The organism is Ruegeria sp. HKCCE3926, from assembly GCF_017872515.1.
Taxonomy (GTDB): domain Bacteria; phylum Pseudomonadota; class Alphaproteobacteria; order Rhodobacterales; family Rhodobacteraceae; genus Ruegeria.
Window position 1 is genome coordinate 80,317 of sequence record NZ_JAEDOU010000006.1, and the last position, 18,055, is coordinate 98,371.

16 protein-coding genes are annotated in these 18,055 nt (G+C 55.6%); 5 read left to right on the top strand and 11 right to left on the bottom strand.

The window, feature by feature from the left end; all coding sequences use genetic code 11:
• The first annotated feature begins 526 nt into the window (after positions 1-526).
• From galU to I9184_RS15305, 3 genes are all read left to right on the top strand, one after another.
• On the top strand, positions 527-1,420 hold the full coding sequence (gene galU, locus I9184_RS15295) for a UTP--glucose-1-phosphate uridylyltransferase GalU (RefSeq protein ID WP_171229432.1): 894 nt from the start codon (positions 527-529) through the stop codon (positions 1,418-1,420).
• Between the two features lie 69 nt (positions 1,421-1,489).
• Positions 1,490-2,929: a mannose-1-phosphate guanylyltransferase/mannose-6-phosphate isomerase gene (locus I9184_RS15300; protein ID WP_171636384.1), complete on the top strand. Its 1,440-nt coding sequence runs from the start codon at positions 1,490-1,492 to the stop codon at positions 2,927-2,929.
• A 170-nt stretch (positions 2,930-3,099) separates the two neighbouring features.
• Complete coding sequence (locus I9184_RS15305; RefSeq protein ID WP_209835063.1) at positions 3,100-4,170, top strand: DUF2793 domain-containing protein; 1,071 nt, start codon at positions 3,100-3,102, stop codon at positions 4,168-4,170.
• A 259-nt stretch (positions 4,171-4,429) separates the two neighbouring features.
• On the opposite strand, the gene I9184_RS15310 is transcribed toward I9184_RS15305, so the two are convergent.
• From I9184_RS15310 to I9184_RS15320, 3 genes are all read right to left on the bottom strand, one after another.
• The gene (locus I9184_RS15310) at positions 4,430-5,176 is read right to left on the bottom strand and encodes a porin family protein (RefSeq protein WP_245218154.1); all 747 of its coding nucleotides are present in this window, start codon (positions 5,174-5,176) and stop codon (positions 4,430-4,432) included.
• A gap of 17 nt (positions 5,177-5,193) precedes the next feature.
• Positions 5,194-6,303 (bottom strand): biotin/lipoyl-binding protein, encoded by a 1,110-nt coding sequence (locus tag I9184_RS15315; RefSeq protein ID WP_209835064.1) that lies wholly within the window; start codon positions 6,301-6,303, stop codon positions 5,194-5,196.
• Between the two features lie 143 nt (positions 6,304-6,446).
• Positions 6,447-8,111, bottom strand: a complete 1,665-nt coding sequence (locus I9184_RS15320; protein ID WP_209835065.1) for a sulfatase-like hydrolase/transferase — start codon at positions 8,109-8,111, stop codon at positions 6,447-6,449.
• A 283-nt stretch (positions 8,112-8,394) separates the two neighbouring features.
• On the opposite strand from I9184_RS15320, the gene I9184_RS15325 reads away from it, so the two are divergent.
• Positions 8,395-9,342, top strand: coding sequence for a helix-turn-helix domain-containing protein (locus I9184_RS15325; RefSeq protein ID WP_209835066.1), 948 nt, complete (start codon positions 8,395-8,397; stop codon positions 9,340-9,342).
• 162 nt (positions 9,343-9,504) lie between these two features.
• Here the strand turns inward: I9184_RS15325 and I9184_RS15330 are convergent, their stop codons facing one another.
• The 8 genes from I9184_RS15330 to I9184_RS15365 form a co-directional block, all read right to left on the bottom strand.
• The gene (locus tag I9184_RS15330; protein ID WP_209835067.1) at positions 9,505-10,494 is read right to left on the bottom strand and encodes a HupE/UreJ family protein; all 990 of its coding nucleotides are present in this window, start codon (positions 10,492-10,494) and stop codon (positions 9,505-9,507) included.
• On the bottom strand, positions 10,491-11,321 hold the full coding sequence (locus I9184_RS15335) for a peptidylprolyl isomerase (protein ID WP_171724570.1): 831 nt from the start codon (positions 11,319-11,321) through the stop codon (positions 10,491-10,493). The genes I9184_RS15330 and I9184_RS15335 overlap by 4 nt, the downstream gene beginning before the upstream one ends.
• Positions 11,322-11,478: 157 nt before the next feature.
• A complete protein-coding gene (locus I9184_RS15340) occupies positions 11,479-13,401 on the bottom strand; it encodes a DUF3604 domain-containing protein (protein WP_209835068.1) in 1,923 nt (640 codons plus the stop codon).
• Between the two features lie 199 nt (positions 13,402-13,600).
• A complete protein-coding gene (locus I9184_RS15345; RefSeq protein ID WP_209835069.1) occupies positions 13,601-14,749 on the bottom strand; it encodes an energy transducer TonB in 1,149 nt (382 codons plus the stop codon).
• Positions 14,746-15,123, bottom strand: coding sequence for a biopolymer transporter ExbD (locus I9184_RS15350; protein ID WP_152460515.1), 378 nt, complete (start codon positions 15,121-15,123; stop codon positions 14,746-14,748). Before I9184_RS15350 ends, I9184_RS15345 begins: the two co-directional genes overlap by 4 nt.
• A 4-nt stretch (positions 15,124-15,127) precedes the next feature.
• Positions 15,128-15,454, bottom strand: coding sequence for a biopolymer transporter ExbD (locus I9184_RS15355; protein WP_171636402.1), 327 nt, complete (start codon positions 15,452-15,454; stop codon positions 15,128-15,130).
• Positions 15,455-15,485: 31 nt separating this feature from the next.
• The gene (locus tag I9184_RS15360; RefSeq protein WP_171636404.1) at positions 15,486-16,151 is read right to left on the bottom strand and encodes a MotA/TolQ/ExbB proton channel family protein; all 666 of its coding nucleotides are present in this window, start codon (positions 16,149-16,151) and stop codon (positions 15,486-15,488) included.
• On the bottom strand, positions 16,148-16,576 hold the full coding sequence (locus I9184_RS15365; protein WP_171636406.1) for a hypothetical protein: 429 nt from the start codon (positions 16,574-16,576) through the stop codon (positions 16,148-16,150). Before I9184_RS15365 ends, I9184_RS15360 begins: the two co-directional genes overlap by 4 nt.
• A gap of 650 nt (positions 16,577-17,226) precedes the next feature.
• Between I9184_RS15365 and I9184_RS15370 the strand changes: the two genes are divergently transcribed.
• A complete protein-coding gene (locus I9184_RS15370) occupies positions 17,227-18,039 on the top strand; it encodes a FecR domain-containing protein (protein WP_245218155.1) in 813 nt (270 codons plus the stop codon).
• Positions 18,040-18,055 lie beyond the last annotated feature (16 nt).

Consider the following 18,055-nt stretch of genomic DNA (forward strand, 5'->3'; position numbering starts at 1 on the left):
GGGAAAATCAAAAACTCGGATGCGTTGAACAAGGCGGTCAGCCGCCCTTGTGGAAGTAAGAAACTCTGTCCGTCTGCACCCTTTGACGCGGTATGTCCTTCAGACCCCGTGCTTCCGAAAATGAGGGTTGTGGGCTGCTTTGGGCGGGTTGCGGTCTTCCGGGTGGGAAAACCACGCAAAAATAACATGATACGCGGCGCGGCGGCACAGTCGGGTCGGTTCGGGGAGCCTCGTGATCTGCAAGATACGCCGCGAAGAACAAGCCTATGAATTTTTCGTGATCGACCAATGCGATATATCCCGCTCTTCACCGTGCAGTCAGCCAATGATCCAAGCTCATGGTACGCAAATTAAGTATGGATACCGCATCAGAGCGGACTTTTGACTCCTCCCTGGCAAGGTGGCACGATTTGACTGATAGCAGCCTGATCCATCAGGCATCATTGATTGACAGGGCATTGCGGCCTATGAGGACATTCCGGACATTTCCTGCTCTGCTGGCAAAACTTGATAATTGAGAGGCACCATGACACGCAAAGTTACCAAAGCGGTTTTTCCTGTAGCGGGCATGGGAACGCGTTTTTTGCCAGCGACAAAATCCGTTCCAAAAGAAATCATGACGCTGGTGGATCGTCCATTGGTGCAATACGCAATTGACGAAGCCCGTGCAGCCGGGATCAAGGAGTTCATTTTTGTAACGTCACGCGGGAAATCCGCGCTGGAAGACTATTTCGACCACAACCTGGTGCTGGAGCAGGAGCTGAAAGCCAAAGGCAAAAACAAACTTCTGGACGTGCTGAACAAAACGAATATGGAAAGCGGCGCGATCGCTTATATCCGCCAGCACAAAGCTCTGGGGCTTGGACACGCGGTCTGGTGCGCCCGGCGGCTGATCGGCGATGAACCATTTGCCGTCATGCTGCCTGACGACGTCATCGCCGCCGACAAACCCTGTCTGCAACAGATGATCGAGGCCTACGAAGACACCGGTGGCAACATGGTCGCGGCGATGGAAGTTCCGAAGGAAAAGACCAGCTCTTACGGCGTGCTCGATGTTGGCGACAATATCGGGTCCGTCGTCCCCACCCGAGGCATGGTTGAAAAGCCTGACCCATCAGAAGCGCCATCCAATTTGGCAGTCATCGGCCGGTACGTGCTTCGGCCGTCCGTTTTGAACAACCTCAACGCAAAAAAAACCGGAAGCGGCGGCGAAATCCAGCTGACCGACGCCATCGCCCAGGACATTGCCGCCGGAGTGCCGGCCTACGGCTATAAATTCGATGGTCAGCGTTTTGATTGCGGTTCAAAATCAGGCTTTTTGCAAGCCACCGTTGCTTTTGCTCTTGCCCGCGAAGACCTGCGCGATGATCTGAGCCAATATCTGAATGACATTGTCGCCACGGGGAAAGCTGCTCAGTAGTCACAGATTGTTTTACTTGACCAAAAACATGGCAATACTGTCAGTCACCCGCAATTCGAAGGCACGTGCATGACCAATACAGTCTACCCCGTCATTCTTTGCGGTGGTTCGGGAACACGTTTGTGGCCCCTGTCGCGCAAAAGCTATCCCAAGCAATTCGTTCCTCTGGTCGGTGAAACAAGCCTGTTGCAGAATTGCGCGGAACGGATGCTCGGCCCTTCTCAGGCCCCGTATGCAAAGCCACTTGTTCTGACCAACGAGGCTTTTCGCTTTATTGTCCCGGAACAATTGATGGCCGTCGGAATTGACCCCGGCCCAATTCTGATCGAGCCCGAAGGTCGAAACACCGCCCCCGCTGTTCTTGCTGCAGCCTTGTATCTGACGGCGCGAGATCCGGATGGCATCATGCTGGTGGCGCCGTCTGATCACGTGGTTCCGGACATGGACGCCTTTCATCAAGCCGTCGCCGAAGGCGTACGGGCAATAAGTGAACGGCGCGATCTGGTAACTTTCGGCATCACTCCAACGCACCCGGAAACCGGATACGGCTATCTCAAACTCCGCCATCCGCCGGATACGTCCCAAGAAGCTGTCCCATTGGATCGTTTTGTGGAAAAACCTGACCGGAAAACGGCCGAGGCTATGCTGTCGGATGGCAGCTATCTTTGGAACTCGGGGATCTTCCTGTTTGCAGTTCGCGATATCCTTGCAGCTTTTGAACAGCACGCGAGCGAACTGATCCCACCGGTTCAAAAGGCCGTAGCCGAGGCAAAAACGGATTTGGGATTTCTTCGACTGGACCCGGCGGCATGGGCAGGTGTGGAAGACATTTCGATAGACTATGCAGTGATGGAAAAGGCCCTGAACCTGAGCGTGGTGCCTTATTCCGCTGGCTGGTCCGATGTCGGAAGCTGGACCGCGGTCCAAGAGCTGTCGAACCCCGATGAAGACGGTGTGGCGACCAACGGAGAAGTAACAGCAATCGACTGCCGCAATGCACTGATACGGTCCGAGTCTCCGGCACAGGAAGTCGTGGCAATGGGTTTGGAAAACGTAATTGCCATTGCGATGCCCGATGCGGTTCTGGTCGCGAGCATGGACAAGGCCCAGGACGTGAAACAGGCCGTTGCAGCGCTGAAGGCCAAGGGGGCGAAGCAGGCAGAATCCCTGCCGGTGGATCATCGTCCGTGGGGCTGGTTCGAAAGCCTTGTGATCGGAGACAGGTTTCAGGTCAAACGCATCCATGTGCATCCCGGTGCGTCGCTCAGCCTGCAATCTCACCATCATCGTTCCGAGCATTGGATCGTGGTTGAAGGCACGGCCAAGGTCACTATCGATGATCAGGAGCGTTTGGTAACCGAAAACCAATCCGTCTATATCCCACTGGGAGCGACACACCGAATGGAAAACCCCGGGAAAGTTCCCATGGTTTTGATCGAAGTTCAGACTGGCACCTATCTGGGTGAAGACGACATCATCCGATACGACGACATCTACGCCCGAGATTGATTCCCGGGCATTGCTCTGCACGGGAACACCTATCGGCGGGTTCTCCGCAGACATCAGAATCTTACCAAAATCTTCCCTGGGCGGTCGGCCCGGTCAGACAGGATTGACGCGCTTTGCGGCAGGGTAGCGCGCAACCGAAGCTTCGGACCGACGCCACAGGAGGACCCCCCGTGTCACAAACATCCCCCCGATTGAACCTGCCTTTGCTGCAACCGGCTCAAGCGCAAAAACACGTTACCCACAACGAAGCCCTGAGACAGCTCGATCTGGTCGTGCAACTCTCGGTACGGTCCACAGATTCCGGGACACCTCCTGTTGTCCCCGAGCAGGGCGAAGTTCATGCCCTTGGAGCCAACCCGACCGGGGACTGGACAGGACATGCCGGTGAACTTGCCGCCTGGCTGGACAACGCCTGGCATTTTGTGGCCCCCGACATTGGCTGGCGCGCCTGGGATGAAGCGGCCGGAGATCTGAAATACTGGACAGGAACAGCCTGGGCCCCCCTGCCTGTCAGCACTCAGAACCTGGACGGAGTCGGGGTCGCGACTAATTCAGACAGTACGAACCGTTTATCCGTTCGCAGCCCGGCGACCTTGCTGAGCCACGAAGGCGGCGGGCATCAGCTGAAGATCAACAAAGCCAGCGCAGGTGATACCGCGTCGCTGTTGTTCCAATCGAACTGGACGGGTCACGCGGAAATGGGACTGTCTGGCACAACCGGATTTTCCATCAAAGTGTCTCCTGACGGCGGCAATTGGACTGAAGCGATGACCTTTGATCCCGTAGCCGGAACCGTGTCGGGGGCAGCTGTTCAGGCGGACGCCAGCGACACGACTTCGGGCCGACTGATGCGCGCCGACTACGGATACGGCCCTGGAAACCTTCTTGGAACAGTGGCGGAAAACGCAGGTGTTCCGACCGGCGCTGTCATTGAGCGCGGCAGCAATGCCAACGGAGATTATGTGCGGTTTGCCGACGGCACTCAGATCTGTACGGCCACTCTTGCGCCCGTGGCCTGCACGACTGCTGAGGGTGCTCTTTTCAAAAACGGCCCAATAACCTGGGATTTTCCGGCTGACTTTTCGACGCCCCCGAACCTGAACGGTACCGGAGGTATTGCAACCCGTTTTACCGGGTTTGATACACCTTCGTCGTCCCAATCGACATTCATTGTCTTCTCGGCGATCTCGGATGCGGCAGCCTTGGCGCCATCCGTCACGGCCATTGGTCGCTGGTTCTGACAAGCAGGGCCGCCTGGATACCGGAATCAGGCGGCCAATCCGACAGCAGATCGGTTGCGACCCGTTCCGCGTTTACCCGCGCCACCAGATTTGCAGCCCTTCATCACACCGGCAAAAGCAGGATGGTTGGTGGAGCGCCCGCTCACGGAACGCAGCAAACAACTTGTAAGAAAAAGTTTGCACCGACCAAACATGCACGCCTCTCCGACTGACGTCTCGTACCAAGTCAAAGCCGAAGACGATATTCGTTTACAATCAATCAGAATCGGTAGGACGCCCCGATCACCGGCCCGGACTGATGGAACTCGAAATCATTGCCGCCGATCTCATGGTCGAAGGCGATATAGCGATATCCGCCACGGATCACCCATCTGTCATTGATGGCATAATCTGCCGTCAAAAGAACCTGCCACGTTTCGCTGTCACTGCGGAAGCCGCCATAATCAACGAACCCGGTTCCCGTCCATTTGTCGGAAAAAACGTAACGTATTCTTGCGCCAATGACCGGGTCTACCCAATCGTCGTCCACAACGGTCGTGCGCCCAGGTGCCGAACCGGACGTTAGTGTGAAATTGGTTTCGGTGCTAAACCATCTGAAACCACCGGCAATGTCCAGTTGAACGGAAGGATCTTCATAGACCCGATAGGCCACGTACCCACTTAGGAACTGGGTGGTGAATGATGTATCGAGAGTGGATCCAGACGGACCGGCACCACTGTTGCTGAAGGATAAATTTGTATAATTGTAGTCAGCCAGCAGGCTCCAACGCCCATTGGATGCCGCAAACGCGCCCATAAAGGCGAAATCCAGGTTGCTCAGAGCGTCAGAAAAACTCAACGTGCCGTCCAATGTTCCTGACGGGGTTTCGATAGACGTTTCCGTTTCAGGCATGAAAAGGTAAATCGTCGCTTCATGGGACCAATCGCTTTGCTGCGCGGAAGCGGTTGTGCCAAACGCCGCAACCAAGGCCAAACCCGTGCCTTTTATTGCCAGTTCTGTTTTCATCTCGTCCCTCCAATGTTTCAGATGTAATTCAGCTTTTTGGTGATCCAGAACAGGATTTCCGCCAACACACCGATTGCGCCCGCCTTGTCCGTAACCACCAGCGCAGTGCCGGAAGTCCCGAATGGAAAATCTTCGATATTGATCTGGTCCGGAACTTCGATTAGCACCGGATAGCTGGACACGCCAGCCAGATCGCGCAGTGAAGGAAGGCCCGTGCGCGAGTCAACAACGCCCTCTGCCGTTCCTACGGGCAACGATATGACGGTCCCTGGTAATTCGCCGCCCGGCTGGATTCGCAGCGCAAGGCGGATCTGGTCGCCGACGGAAACGTTCGTGCGACTTGATTGGGGCAAACTTGCGATCAGATGGCGGTCATCGGGGACAACAAAAGAGATCGCCCCCTGTGCGATAGATACACGATTTCCGGGACGCAGAGAAACGGCGGTGACAAAGCCGTCTTCCGGCGCGCGCACGACTGTTTGTTCCAGCTTCCAAAGCGCCTGCGCCAAAGCCTGCTCAGCCTCGACCACGCCGGCATCAATACCGTCGATCTTGGCGGCAATCCGCCGCTCCAGACCGGCTTTGCGCGCCTCGGCCGCGCGCAGGCTTGCGGACAATTGATCGATGGCAGACACAGCTTCCTGCAACTGGAAGGTCGTCGATGCCCCCCGCTTCTCAAGATCGACAATGTCGTCACGGCGCTGGACGCCAAAGGTCAATTGCGCGGTGAGGGATTCAATGTCGGCTTCCGCCGCTGCCAGATCGGACTGTAACTGATCTGCCGCAGAACGCGCAGTTTCAAGACCGGCTGTCAGCCGGGCGACTTCGATCCGAAAGGGTGTATCGTCAATCCGGAACAGCGGATCCCCTTTCGCAACCCGCTCATTGGGGCGAACCGAAACGTCAACAACAGTACCTGACACATTGGGGGCAATGTTGGTGGCAACGCCTTGCACCGAAACAGGCCCTGTCGGTGTGGTGTGGTTGAGGGCACCGATTACAACCAGAGCAATGATTGCGGCACCCCCATAGACGACAGATTTCCAGAACCGGTTCCATGGAAGCAGCCCCAGCTTGGAAAACACCACCCAGATCACTCCGAAATAGAGACCTAAGACAATAAGCATATGTTTACTCCATTGCGCAGAGCTGCTGATACCAGCGGGGCGCAAGATTGGTTTCGGATGCGGCCAAGAAGTACGCCAACGCTTGCCCTATTTGCGTGTCGATTTCGCGGCCGCGCATTTCTGTTGACGCGCGCGGCCTTGTTTCATTGTTGCGCCGAAGATCGTTTGACCATGAAAGCCTCGACTGCCTGTTGCGTTTCCGGCCGCAGGTTTTCAATTCCTTCATACGGCATTCCTGTGGCCGGGCCTGTATCGGGGAACAGCTCTTTTCTCGCCATGTGGCGTCCCAGTATGCGGACGAACTCCTGCCCGCCCCAAGCACCAACTTCGGTCGAAACCGGGTACTTTTCGTGCGTGTCGCGCATCACATCAAAGAAATCTGCAATGATTGCGTTTTGACCCGGCCCGGGCAGGTTGAGCTTCAGCTTGTCCTTGACGACCGCCTTTGGGGTATTCACCGAATAGATGATCACGTGATCACGCCGACCTTTGCTTTCATCTTGAAACAGGATCGAGGCAGATTGATCCACGCCATCAATCAACCGGTCTCGAGGAATATGCTGAACCGCGCCGCCGAAACGAGCCAGCGTCGTATAAAGATCAGACACATGAATAATGTTGTTGATCATGCTGTCTGGTTCAATCAGAGCCGGCCACCTTATGAAAGCGTCCACGCGAACGCCGCCCTCGGTCGTATCGCCTTTGCCTCCGCGATAGACCATTGGCGTAAAACCAGATGCCGGTGAATACTTGGTGAAGTGGCCGTTATCGCCCATCAACACGACAATTGTATTATCCGCCACGCCAAGCTCGTCCATGCGCGTGAAGATTTCGCCCAAATACGTATCCAGCTCTTGCAGTTTGTCGGCGTACAGACCTCCATTGACGCTTTCCGGTCCGTCACGCCCGGCCCGCGTATTGTCCAGCGGGATCATCGGCCAATACTGTAGGAAGAAAGGCTCAGTACCGCCGGCCAAGCGTTCCAGTTCACTCAGGGTTTTGTCCTGAAAAGCTTGGTTCATCTCATCATATTTGGCTGCGTTCCAACGCTCCCCCGGCTCCATTCGGATCTCACGAACAGGTCCGCCGGCATTTCCTTCGATCACCGTGGCCATGGCCGATGCATCGGGGCGGAACCAGTCGTCGATCGTGTAATCGTCGACAAAATCTGCGATACCAACAGAAACCTGCTCGCGGATTGCATCGTCATTGAAAATCGTCAGCTGACCCTGTTGATGAACGGCGTGCTGCGCATAGTCGAACCCCTGGTTCATTGCCCAGCTCTCGGCAATGTCACCCATGTGCCACTTCCCGACATGCGAGGTTGCATATCCTTCGGCCTTCAGAACCTCGGCAAGCGTCACTTCCTCTCCGGGCAGACCGAAACCGGCGATGTCGACGGTCGTATCACCCATTCCGATCCGAACCGGCAGACGACCGGTCGTCTGGGCCACACGTGTCGGGGTGCAGGATGGCTCTGTATACATGCGCACCATGCGCATCGCTTCGTCAGAAAAATCGTTGATGTTTGGGGTACTGATGCCGCGTACCGCGTTCAATTCTGGGATACCCATATCCCCAAAACCGATGTCATCGACCAGAATACTGATGATGTTCGGGGGGTTGCCACCGTTCTCGTCTCGAAATGCCGCGAGAGCCTGATCAACGGCTGTATCGTCCTGTTCCCAGGCATCCTTGTTCTGGGCCTGAAGGATATAAAACTCGGAATCATGCGCAATGGGTGCATCCTGCGCGTAGGCAGGTGCGCTGATCGCCAGAGAACCCAGCAAAAACAACTTGAGATCCATTTCTTTAGGTTTCCTTTTTCCTTGGGTTTTCTTCTCGCTCCAGACCCTGTGCGATAAGATCGTGGGCGACACTGGAAAGTGTCTGACCGGTTAAATCCGCAAGACGCGTAAGCCTGTGACGCTGTGAAGGTGTAAGAAGGGTCACGATCCGTTCCGACCGCACTTCTGCTTTCGGAAGCGGAGGGCGACCACGTTTCGGCGCGGAAAGCGGATCGGGCAATTTCATTTGAACATATTCCTATGTTTCGACTAAGCTTTTCATGCAAACTACAGGGGAGATATTTTGCACCGCATCAAAAAATCGACAAAACTAGACTTGGCCCCGCCCGAAGCGCCCCGGTTTTTTGCGGCCACTTTCCGTGATCCGAACCAGATCGCCGCAATATCCAAATGGGATATGGATTTCCGTCAGGTCGAAGACGGCGAAATGCAGGCTGATTTCAAGGTTAGATCCGGCCCGCTTATTTCCGTTATGAAGTTTGGTTTCTCGCGGCGTGTGCACCAGATCGGCGCGTCTCCGAAGGGGCACATCACATTTGGCATCCCTACCCATTCAAGACTGACGGACTGGAACGGTACCAGCATCGAAACGCCACCGTTTCTGTCCTTCGGCAGCGGCGATGAGTTCGACTGTATCAGCGACAGCGGGTTCGGCGGATATACGATGACCGTTGAAACTGAGAATGCGATGAAAATAGGCGAGAAGCTGGGGATCGCAGTTTCTGATACGGAATTCCGGGCATTTTTGTTACCTGCAACGCCACCTGATCGCTCGGCTGCGCTTTTGAACGACATTCAGACTTTGTTGGCGAACCCAAATTCGTCAGAACAGGGCGAAACCCATTTGATCGAAGAGATACTGCGGATCGCTTTGGGGGGCGGGGCGGATCGCAGGGAACCGCGGATAAACCGAAAAGCTCTGGCACTTGCTGCGGCCATTGATCGGATGACGGCGACCCCGGACGAAAACGTCCCCATCAGCGAGATCTGCGGGGATATCAGTGTGTCATTGCGCACATTGGAACGCGCGTTCAACGAAAAATTCGGTATCGGCCCAAAGGCCTATTACACAAGGTTCCGCCTTAACAGGGTTCGCAGCCTGCTTGCAGAACAAGGCAAAGATCTGTCAATTTCTGACGCCGCAAACCGATATGGCTTTTGGCATATCGGGCAGTTCTCACAAGATTACAAAAAGTGTTTCGGCGAATTGCCATCGGCCACTGTCGATTGAAAACACTTGGCTTTGTGCTGTTTGTGACCATGGCCTTTCATGGAAGCAAAATCGAAACCGCGCAAAAGCTCAGCAGGTCAGGCTCGGGCCGCATTCCATTTCAGGCACATGCGCCGTCATGATCCACAAAATCTTGCTCAACTCTCGCGACTTCGCCACGGTTCAAAAACCGCTTATGCGTTCTATCAGCCAGTACATTGACACTGAGCCGATCCCATACGCGGTCAAGACCGTGGCATGTTTGCCAACCGGGAACGCGATCAGCCGCCAGGTCGCCATCAAAAGAGCCAAGGCAGCAATAAAACTCAGCTGCCCGGCTTCGACACCGAGGTTGAAGGCCAGCAATGCCGCGGGAATATCGTTAGGGGGCAACCCGATATCAGCCAATGCCCCTGCAAAACCTAGGCCGTGCAAAAGCCCGAACCCGAAGCATACGATCCAGGGTTTCTGTTTTGAAAGCCGGAACCGTCCTTCGCCACCTTTGACGATCTCCATCGCCAGAAAAACGATGGACAGTGCGATAACGGCCTCGACCGGTGGTCCGGGAACATTCAAAACGCCCATCGTTGCCAGCGCCAAGGTTATTGAATGCGCAAGTGTGAACGCTGTTACGGCTCCGACAAGTTTCCATGGATCGCGGACCAGAACAAACAACGCAAAGACAAACAGAAGGTGATCCCAACCTTCCAGTATGTGTTCAAATCCCAACTGGGAATATGCGGCAAACACTGACCATGTCGACTGTTCAGAAGGTATGATTTGAACATTGATATCCGGTGTAAAACGAAACGTAATAGGTTGCGCATCCTGGGGATGCACACGCGCCAGCACGTCGTTTCTCTGAGTCTCAAGGCCCTCAATGGCAATGGGTTGGCCCGCGATACCCGCCTGGCATTCGACGACCCAGGACGAAACCCACCCTCGACCGTCGGATATGGGATCCGGGCCACGCGCCGGAGTGCAGCCATCTGGCAAAACTGCGTCAATCGCCATCGGTTGGCCATTCACGTCGGGCTTTCGCCAATGAACGCTCCAGGTGTCAGAGGCAATCTGACGAATTTCCAGAAATCCCGGATCAAGCGCGTGCGCAGCAGCGAAATTTGCAGGCCACACAAACAGCAGCGCAAACAGGAAGCAGATCAAAGCTCTCATTTAGCCGGGCCTGAAAGATCGGGGGCCACAATCTCGTATTTTTCGGCCAGAGACTGATATTGCGCTTGCGCCAGATCTTCACTCATCGCGCGGCGCCAGTCCCGCAGCACCGTATTGTGAATTTCAGCAAGTGGCGGTGTTCGGCTGGGCTCGACCGCAACGACCTCGACAAGGTGGATACCGTAACCTGACCGGATCGGACCCGTCCACTGACCTGTTTCGACCTCTGTTATGCTTTGCGAAAACCCTCCTCCAAAGACCGACTCGACAACCCGCGTCGCGGACAAAGGCATTGATGCCGGCAGCAAGGTCGAACCGCCCAGATCGGAGATGTCTTGCTTGGCGCGCAGGGTGGCCAGGGCTTTCTCGATTTCGGCCTCTCCGGGCTCCTCTCCAAGAAAGGCCTGATTAAAAGCCACCATGACAGGCGTTGCATAGCGTTCCGCGTTTTCCTGAAGAAAAACCTCCAGATCTTCGTCATTCGGAACGATGGAAGTGGCAATGGCTTCGGTCAGATAATCCATTTTTTGGCTCAGCCGGGTCCTTATCAAGGGATCTCCGCGATCCAGACCAAGTTGTCTTGCCTCCCGGACCAGAACCTCTTCACGAATGGATGCGTCGACCAAAGCCTTCAGTTCCGCATCGCTTGGAGGGCGTTTCCACTGCGCTTCGAAACGAGCGGACAAAAGCGCAACGTCATCCTGGTCGAGTGTTATTTTCTCAATATCTTCAACGTTCTCGCTTTCCGGCGCTACAATATGGAACCAAACAAAAATTGCCGCTCCAATCAAAAAAAAATGGAGCAGAGGTTCTTTCAGTACTCGCATCAAGCCTCCTGCGTGAAACGTGGCCAGATTGTTTGTTCAGATGTTGGCGTCATCGGGTCGGGTTTTGCATGATGATGCCCTCCGCGTGTTACAGTAACGCGGAGGACGCACCGAGGTAAGGTCATTAACTCGGCTTGTGTTCCAATCGCAGAACGGATCACTCTGCCGGGGTGTACCAGATCGGGGACGAATAGGCGCGTTCCTGATGCGTAAGCACTGCATCCTCGGGCAATTCGATGCCATATCTCAACTTGTCATACAGGATCCAACGCGGCGTTGGAATTTCGATGGCGCGGACGTAGTAAAATGCGCGCGCATTCGGATCGAAATCCGGGTCTGACCATACGGTGACAAGTTCGGCCGTTCCGATTGTGTTGGTCCAGCTGGCAGTATCCACGTCCACAGTGTTTCCAACCGCAGGGACTTTGCCGTTTTGATCGACCTCGCGGTTATCCGACCATGCGACGTCGTAGACCTTTTCCTGCAAGGCACCTTCAGAATCGAGCCATCCCTTTATCACTTGAACACGGTCAAGATTGGCACCAACCGGGTCGCGCAGAGCGGCGATCAGGAAGCTTGGCGCAGCCTCACCCTCGCGCGGGCGCAGGTCCGAACCCATTGGCACCCCTTTGGTATAGCCAACATTGGCCAGAAAACGGGTTTCAACATCAGCTTCACTGAAATCCCATCCGCCAAAGAACCGCAGGCCGATCCTTGGCCCGGTCGTTGCATAGGTTTCGCGGCGCTTGAACGCGTCAAAGATCGCCGCGCGTGTATTCTCAGTAGCCCAGACAGCCGTGTATCCGGAGGCGACAAGCAGGTCGCCGGGAATTTCACCAAGGTCATTGGCTATGAACGGATGCTTGATACGCGAGGCTGAGGGCTCGACGCTGACGGATTTTCCAAAGAAGTTGTCTTCTTCGGCCGTGGCCAGAGAGGTATGGCTGTCCGTCGCACCCCCCATGCCGAATTTATAGGGGTTCACGCCAAACTTTTCTTCCAGCATCAATCCGCGTTTCAATGCCTCTCGGGCGTATTCTCCGGCCAGCATGTCATCGGTTTTCAACTCGGTTATGTCCAGATTGCCGACGTCCCAGTTCTCGTAATCGGCAAATTCATCATCCGGGCTCAGGAAAGGATGCGCTTCACCGTCACCCTTGATCTGGGTGACTTCGTAATGGGGCTCCCATTTTGCGCGGGCCGCGACATATTCCTCGTCAACCTTGCCGCCGTGATAGGTGTCTTCGGTTGGGAACATCCACCCATTCGACAGGTTCCCGTTATGGGCAAAGGCAACTGCACGCCCCCCCGTTTTTTCCTGATACTCTTCAAGCCAGGCATAAAGCGCCTTTGGATCCGTATCACCGTAAGGCGGCTGCGTGACCGGCGGCACCATTTGAAGCGCCCTGATTGGCCCATCGCGCAGCATGACATTACGGTGCAAGTTGAACCCTTTCGGTACCGAGGTCCATTCAAAGCCGATGAAAGCGGTAAAGGTGCCGGGGTCATTGTGCCGCTCTGCCGCCAGAACGATGCTTTCCCAGGTAAAGGCAAATGCATCGGCACCGGGGCTGTACGATTCCAACAGGATTTCCGGCAGTGTCATTTGAGAAAAATTGGTGATGATGTCGAAAGCCGCTTTACCGGCTTCTTCCCCGCCGGCCTTGTACCCCTTGTACCACTCCAGTCCTTTGGGATCAGAAAGAACGCCCGGCTTGCCAGCCTGCAAATCCGGCGCGAACCCCATCAGATCCGTGTGATCCGTGAGAACCATCCAATCCAATGGTCGTGACAGTCTTACAGGCTGACCCGTTGAAGAAATGACCTGCTCACCCTTGGCGAAACGCCACGCCTCATCCGGCAGCAAGGTGTTCCCGAAAGCACCCGCATCCAGCGAAAGCCCGGTGTGAAGGTGAGTGTCCCCCCATAATGGACGTTCAGGAAATGTGCGTTGGGCGTAAGGGGAATAGGGCTGATCAGAAAACAATCCCTCGGCGGCATCTTCGCTGGGTACGGCGTCGGCACCAACAACAGCAGGGACCAATATGAGTGAGATTATGCAAGCAGATTTCCGAAACAAAGTGACCTCCCAGTTCAGGAATACTTAGCTATGAGGGCGAATTTCATCGCGCCATTATTATATTCCCATTTTCTTATATCATATTCTATCGGCCAAAGGGTATTTTTAATCTCAGAGCTGCAAACCCGCGCAATCAGGGAATTCGGCGAAAGCCCTTAGGGTGATCGCTAATCGTGTTCACCTGACAAGACCCGTCGGATCATCTTATCTGATAGTAAAATGAAAGCTTCCGGCTGACGCCCCCAGGTGGGCGCGGGAAAGGTGCGGCGGTTCGAACCTGTTCTTTGGCTGCGCGCTCTATTTCCGGCGAGCCAGAGCTTTCGACGACATCAACCCAGGCCAATGAACCATCCGGGTCAATTTGAAAAAAAACACGCGCATAGCCACGACCGGCAACGTAAACGATTGGCGCCCTGTTCAGATGAACAAGAACCTGACCTGCATAGTTCGTGGTGTCTGAATTTCCCGGCCCCCGCCCGCCTGAACGTGTGCCGCCCCGGTTTTGTCGGAAGGCGTCGACACCCTCTCTTTGATACGTCGCCAGCGGTGATTCAATCGTCTGTTCCGGAAATCTCAGAGCGTCAAAGTTGCTTGACGGATCCAACGCACCCCGCAGGGTGGGTTGCGGGCGTCGGTCTGGAAGGCGAGGCCGCAATGACGTGGCTACGGCCTGTTCGGATCCGTCCACGCTTGCATCGGGTACGGTCAATTCGGCGTCTCTATCCAGAGGTTCTGACGCTTCTTCCGGTATCACATGTTCAAGTGGGGACGTGTTTTCCGGAACAACCGGAGCCACCTCGACTGGTAACGCGGCGATCTGTTGCTGTTCCTCGGACACCGGTTCTTCGGCAGAAGAAGGCTCAACCGGAGCAACCGCCTCTTCCTTAGGCACCTCGGGTGTTTCGGCCAACGCTTCAGGCCTTGCCGACGCTGCGCCTTCGGCTTCGGCGGCTTCGCCTTCGTCCTCCAGGTTCTGGTCTACAGGGTCCACAACAACCTCATCCGGCGCCCTCGGCTGGATAATCGTTGAATCCCCGGTATCGGGCGTGAACGTCTCTTGCGGATTCGGCGAGGCCACGCGGGCATCACTTGTCGGAACTTCTGCCTCCTGCGGCTGGGTTCGCGGTTCCACCGGAGGGGTTGGCGGTTCATCCGGCGCGGGCGGTACGGGTTCGATCCTGGTATCGGCCAACTCTTCGAACGCGTTGCTGAGTTCGATTGTGTCGGTACCGGGTTCCCCGGAACCCGGATCTGACAACTCTGGCACCGTGACAATCAGGCCGATCAGATGTACCAATACGGAAATCGAAATTGCAATGATTGCAACAGAAATGGACCGCCTGATCATTCTAGGGCCTGTTCGGTCACCAGAAAAACGGTTGGCGCACCCAACCGGCGCAAACTGCTGGTGATCTCCATCAATCGAGAGGCCGACGCATTCCTGTCCGGAACGATCCGCACAGGCCCCGAGTCATGCGCGGCCATGAAAGCTTCCGCCTCGATCGGATTGCCGCGAAAGCTCAATGTCCCGTCCCGATGAAGAACAAGCGCATCCGGCGGCTCGCGGCCGTCAAGGTCCGCTGTATTCACCAGATCCAGATCGGGATCCAATGGCGGTGCAATCGTACCCGTAATCAGAAAAAAGATCAGGATCAGAAAGACGACGTTGATCAGCGGAATGGTGGAATCACGATTTCGACCGGGTCGGATGTAACGGATCATTGCCTCACTCCAACACCCTGACCGTCAAACCTTCGCGCCCACGCAATGGGACAAGCAGGTCCACAAGACGTTGCGCAGTTGTCTCCGGATCAAGGCTCACCAACACCTGACCGGCTTGGACCTGATCGAACAATTCCTCAAGCGACAGGGGTTGACCGTTCAGGACAACACGTGTGGGGCCAAGTTGCACGAAAAGGCGTTCGGGCGGCGTTGCGTCGGCATTCCCGCCTGTGGCGGCGCTGCTCAACTCGATCTCGCTGAACCGCGAAAACGTTGAGGACAGCATGAAAAACAGCAACAGCAGAAAGATCACGTCGATAAGGGGTGTCATCGACATGCGCCGCCGCACAAAAGGCGCAGTGTTACGCATGTTCTGGGGCGACCGGGGCCTGTGCCGCTGCCTCTGTACTTTGGATGGAATGACCTGGAACCAGAACCGTACGCAAAGCCTTGTCCGCAAAAACACGCTCGCGTGCGGTTCGGCTTTCAAGCCAGGACAAAACCATCGACGTTGGCATCGCAACGGCCAGACCAACGGCCGTGGTGATCAGGGCCACCCAGATCCCGCCGGCCAAAAGAGACGGATCAACCGATGATCCAGCGGTTTGCAAGCTTTGGAAAGCACTGATCATACCCAGAACCGTACCAAAAAGACCCAGCAAAGGCGCCAGCTGCGCCACGGTGTCCAGCAAACGAAAACCACGTTCCAGCCCGGCAAGCGCCAAACCCGCTTCGGCATCCAGCCGGTCATCGGCCCCCGGAACACCAGATGCGTTCATCGCCGCGCCCACAATAGGGGCAAGATAGCTGCTGCTGTCCGCCAGCCTTGCGCGCGCGGCACTGTGATCTCCTGCGTCCCAGGCTGCCAGAGCTTCAGACAGCACCTTGTGCCGCCCGACACCGCAGGCTGCAAATTGCCAGAGTTTGTAGAGGGTGACGGCCAGCGTCAAAACCGACATGGCGATCAATATCGCCACCACCGGCCCGCCGAGGTCAAATATCTCACGTAGTGCGGCTACAGGACTCATCCCAACAACTCCATTTCCACCCTGCTGCTGAGCGTGAGGGTGCTGTCGCATATGTCACTTTCGGAACCATCCACGACGCAGGAGTTCGCGCCGTTGATCAAGGCTTGTCCAACTGTGTCACATGTTCTGTTGGGAAGGTCGAACTGGCGCACCCGGGGCCGGTCGGCGGGCAAGTCACGAAAGTCGAAAAGTGAAAGGTTCAAAACACCACCTTCGGTGTCGAAAATGACGGTTTCGAACACGGCACCGTCGATCGGCTGCCCGGTTTCATTCTTGACCAGAAACGTCAACCTGCACGCGTTGGCGACATTCTCGGCCGAGTTCAGCTCCACAAAGAGCCGTGCAGCTGAATCGGATTGTGCAGGCGCTGTGGACAGCAAACAGCCAGAAAACATAGCCGCGACCATAATGCGACGAAACAGCATGAACAGACTCCGTGTTGCAGCGCTGGAACAATCGGGCAGCGACCGTCAGCTTGCCCATCTGCGTTTCTACCCGAGGGACATGTCACATTAAAGAGCCGCGAAGGGTGGCAAAGTAAAAGGGTCGTCAGCGCGTGTTGATATACGTACGTTCACGGCAAGACATACGCTGCGCAATCAGAATTTCAACTGCACACAATGCTGCTCAGCGCATCTGGACAAACAGCAAGTTGATGTCGGATCTAATTTGAAAAGTCGCACTTTTTCCAAACAGGTGCTTAAGCCGCAACAAAAGGTTCGAAACTGCGCCCGATTAAGGCTGCACAGAAGCGCCCCCAAAGCGGATTTGGAACGTCGTTTTCACTTAATTCTTGCTAAAAGCGCGAAAAATAATGCATATTTGTCTACATTTTTAATGCATATGAATAATAACATGCTTTTCGAGAGGCAAGCGTCGAGCACAGCGCGGTTTCCGTGCTTGAAAGCCCATTGGGGGAAAGGGTTCGAGTTTGTCGTTGTTAAAGATTGTAATGGTTCTTTGCGTTGTTGCGGCCATACCGTCGCAGACCATCGCCAACATCGGAAAAATTATTAGCGTCAAACAAGGCGCCCAAGTTGTTCGCGCGGGAAAAGCACAACCCATTTATTCAGGAATGGAGGTTGCGTCCGGCGACGCGCTCAGCACTGATCAGACTGGCGTAATCCAAATCGTTTTTGTGGATGACACCAAGATTGCCATCGGCCCCAACGCACGCATGGTGCTGGATGTGTCCATGCTGCGAAGTAACCGCAAAGCCAAGAGCTTTGCCGTTCAGGCCTTGGGTGGCAGTTTTCGGTTTATTTCCGGAAAAAGCCGAAAGAAAGCATACTCGATCAGGACTCCGTCGGCGACAATGGCCGTGCGCGGCACCACCTTCGACATGTGGATCGTGTCGGAAAAGCAAAGCGCGATGCTTGTCCTGCAAGGTACGGTCCGCATGTGCGGCAGTCAGGGCGCGTGCAGGTCTTCGGGGCGTCAATGCAGCATGTTCGCAACAAGCGGAGACGGAGGAGTTGGACGGCCTGCCGATCAGGCGCAATACGAACAAGCGCTGAAAAGCGGGTTTCCATTCGTTCAGTCTCAGGAAGGGCTGCTGCCCCCTTTGCAGGTACGCGTTGAAGGGTGCTCAGGTGATGGAGCGCCCATACGGCGCATCGAGACAGACCGGTCGGAAGCCCGTAGAGACCCTCCTCAGCAACGTGAAGCGCAGAATACGGTCACTGGACCTTCGCCTTCCGCGAACAATGAACCGGCAAGAGAAGAACCGGACCCTGCGGAACCCGAACGCGAAGAACCTGAGCAGGAAGAGCCCGACAGAGAAGAACCGGAGCAGGAAGAACCTGAACATGAGGAACCCGAACGGGACGAACCGGAACCTGAGGAGCCCGAACGGGACGAACCAGAGCGGGAAGAAACTGATCCGTAATTGCTCGGGAATTGCT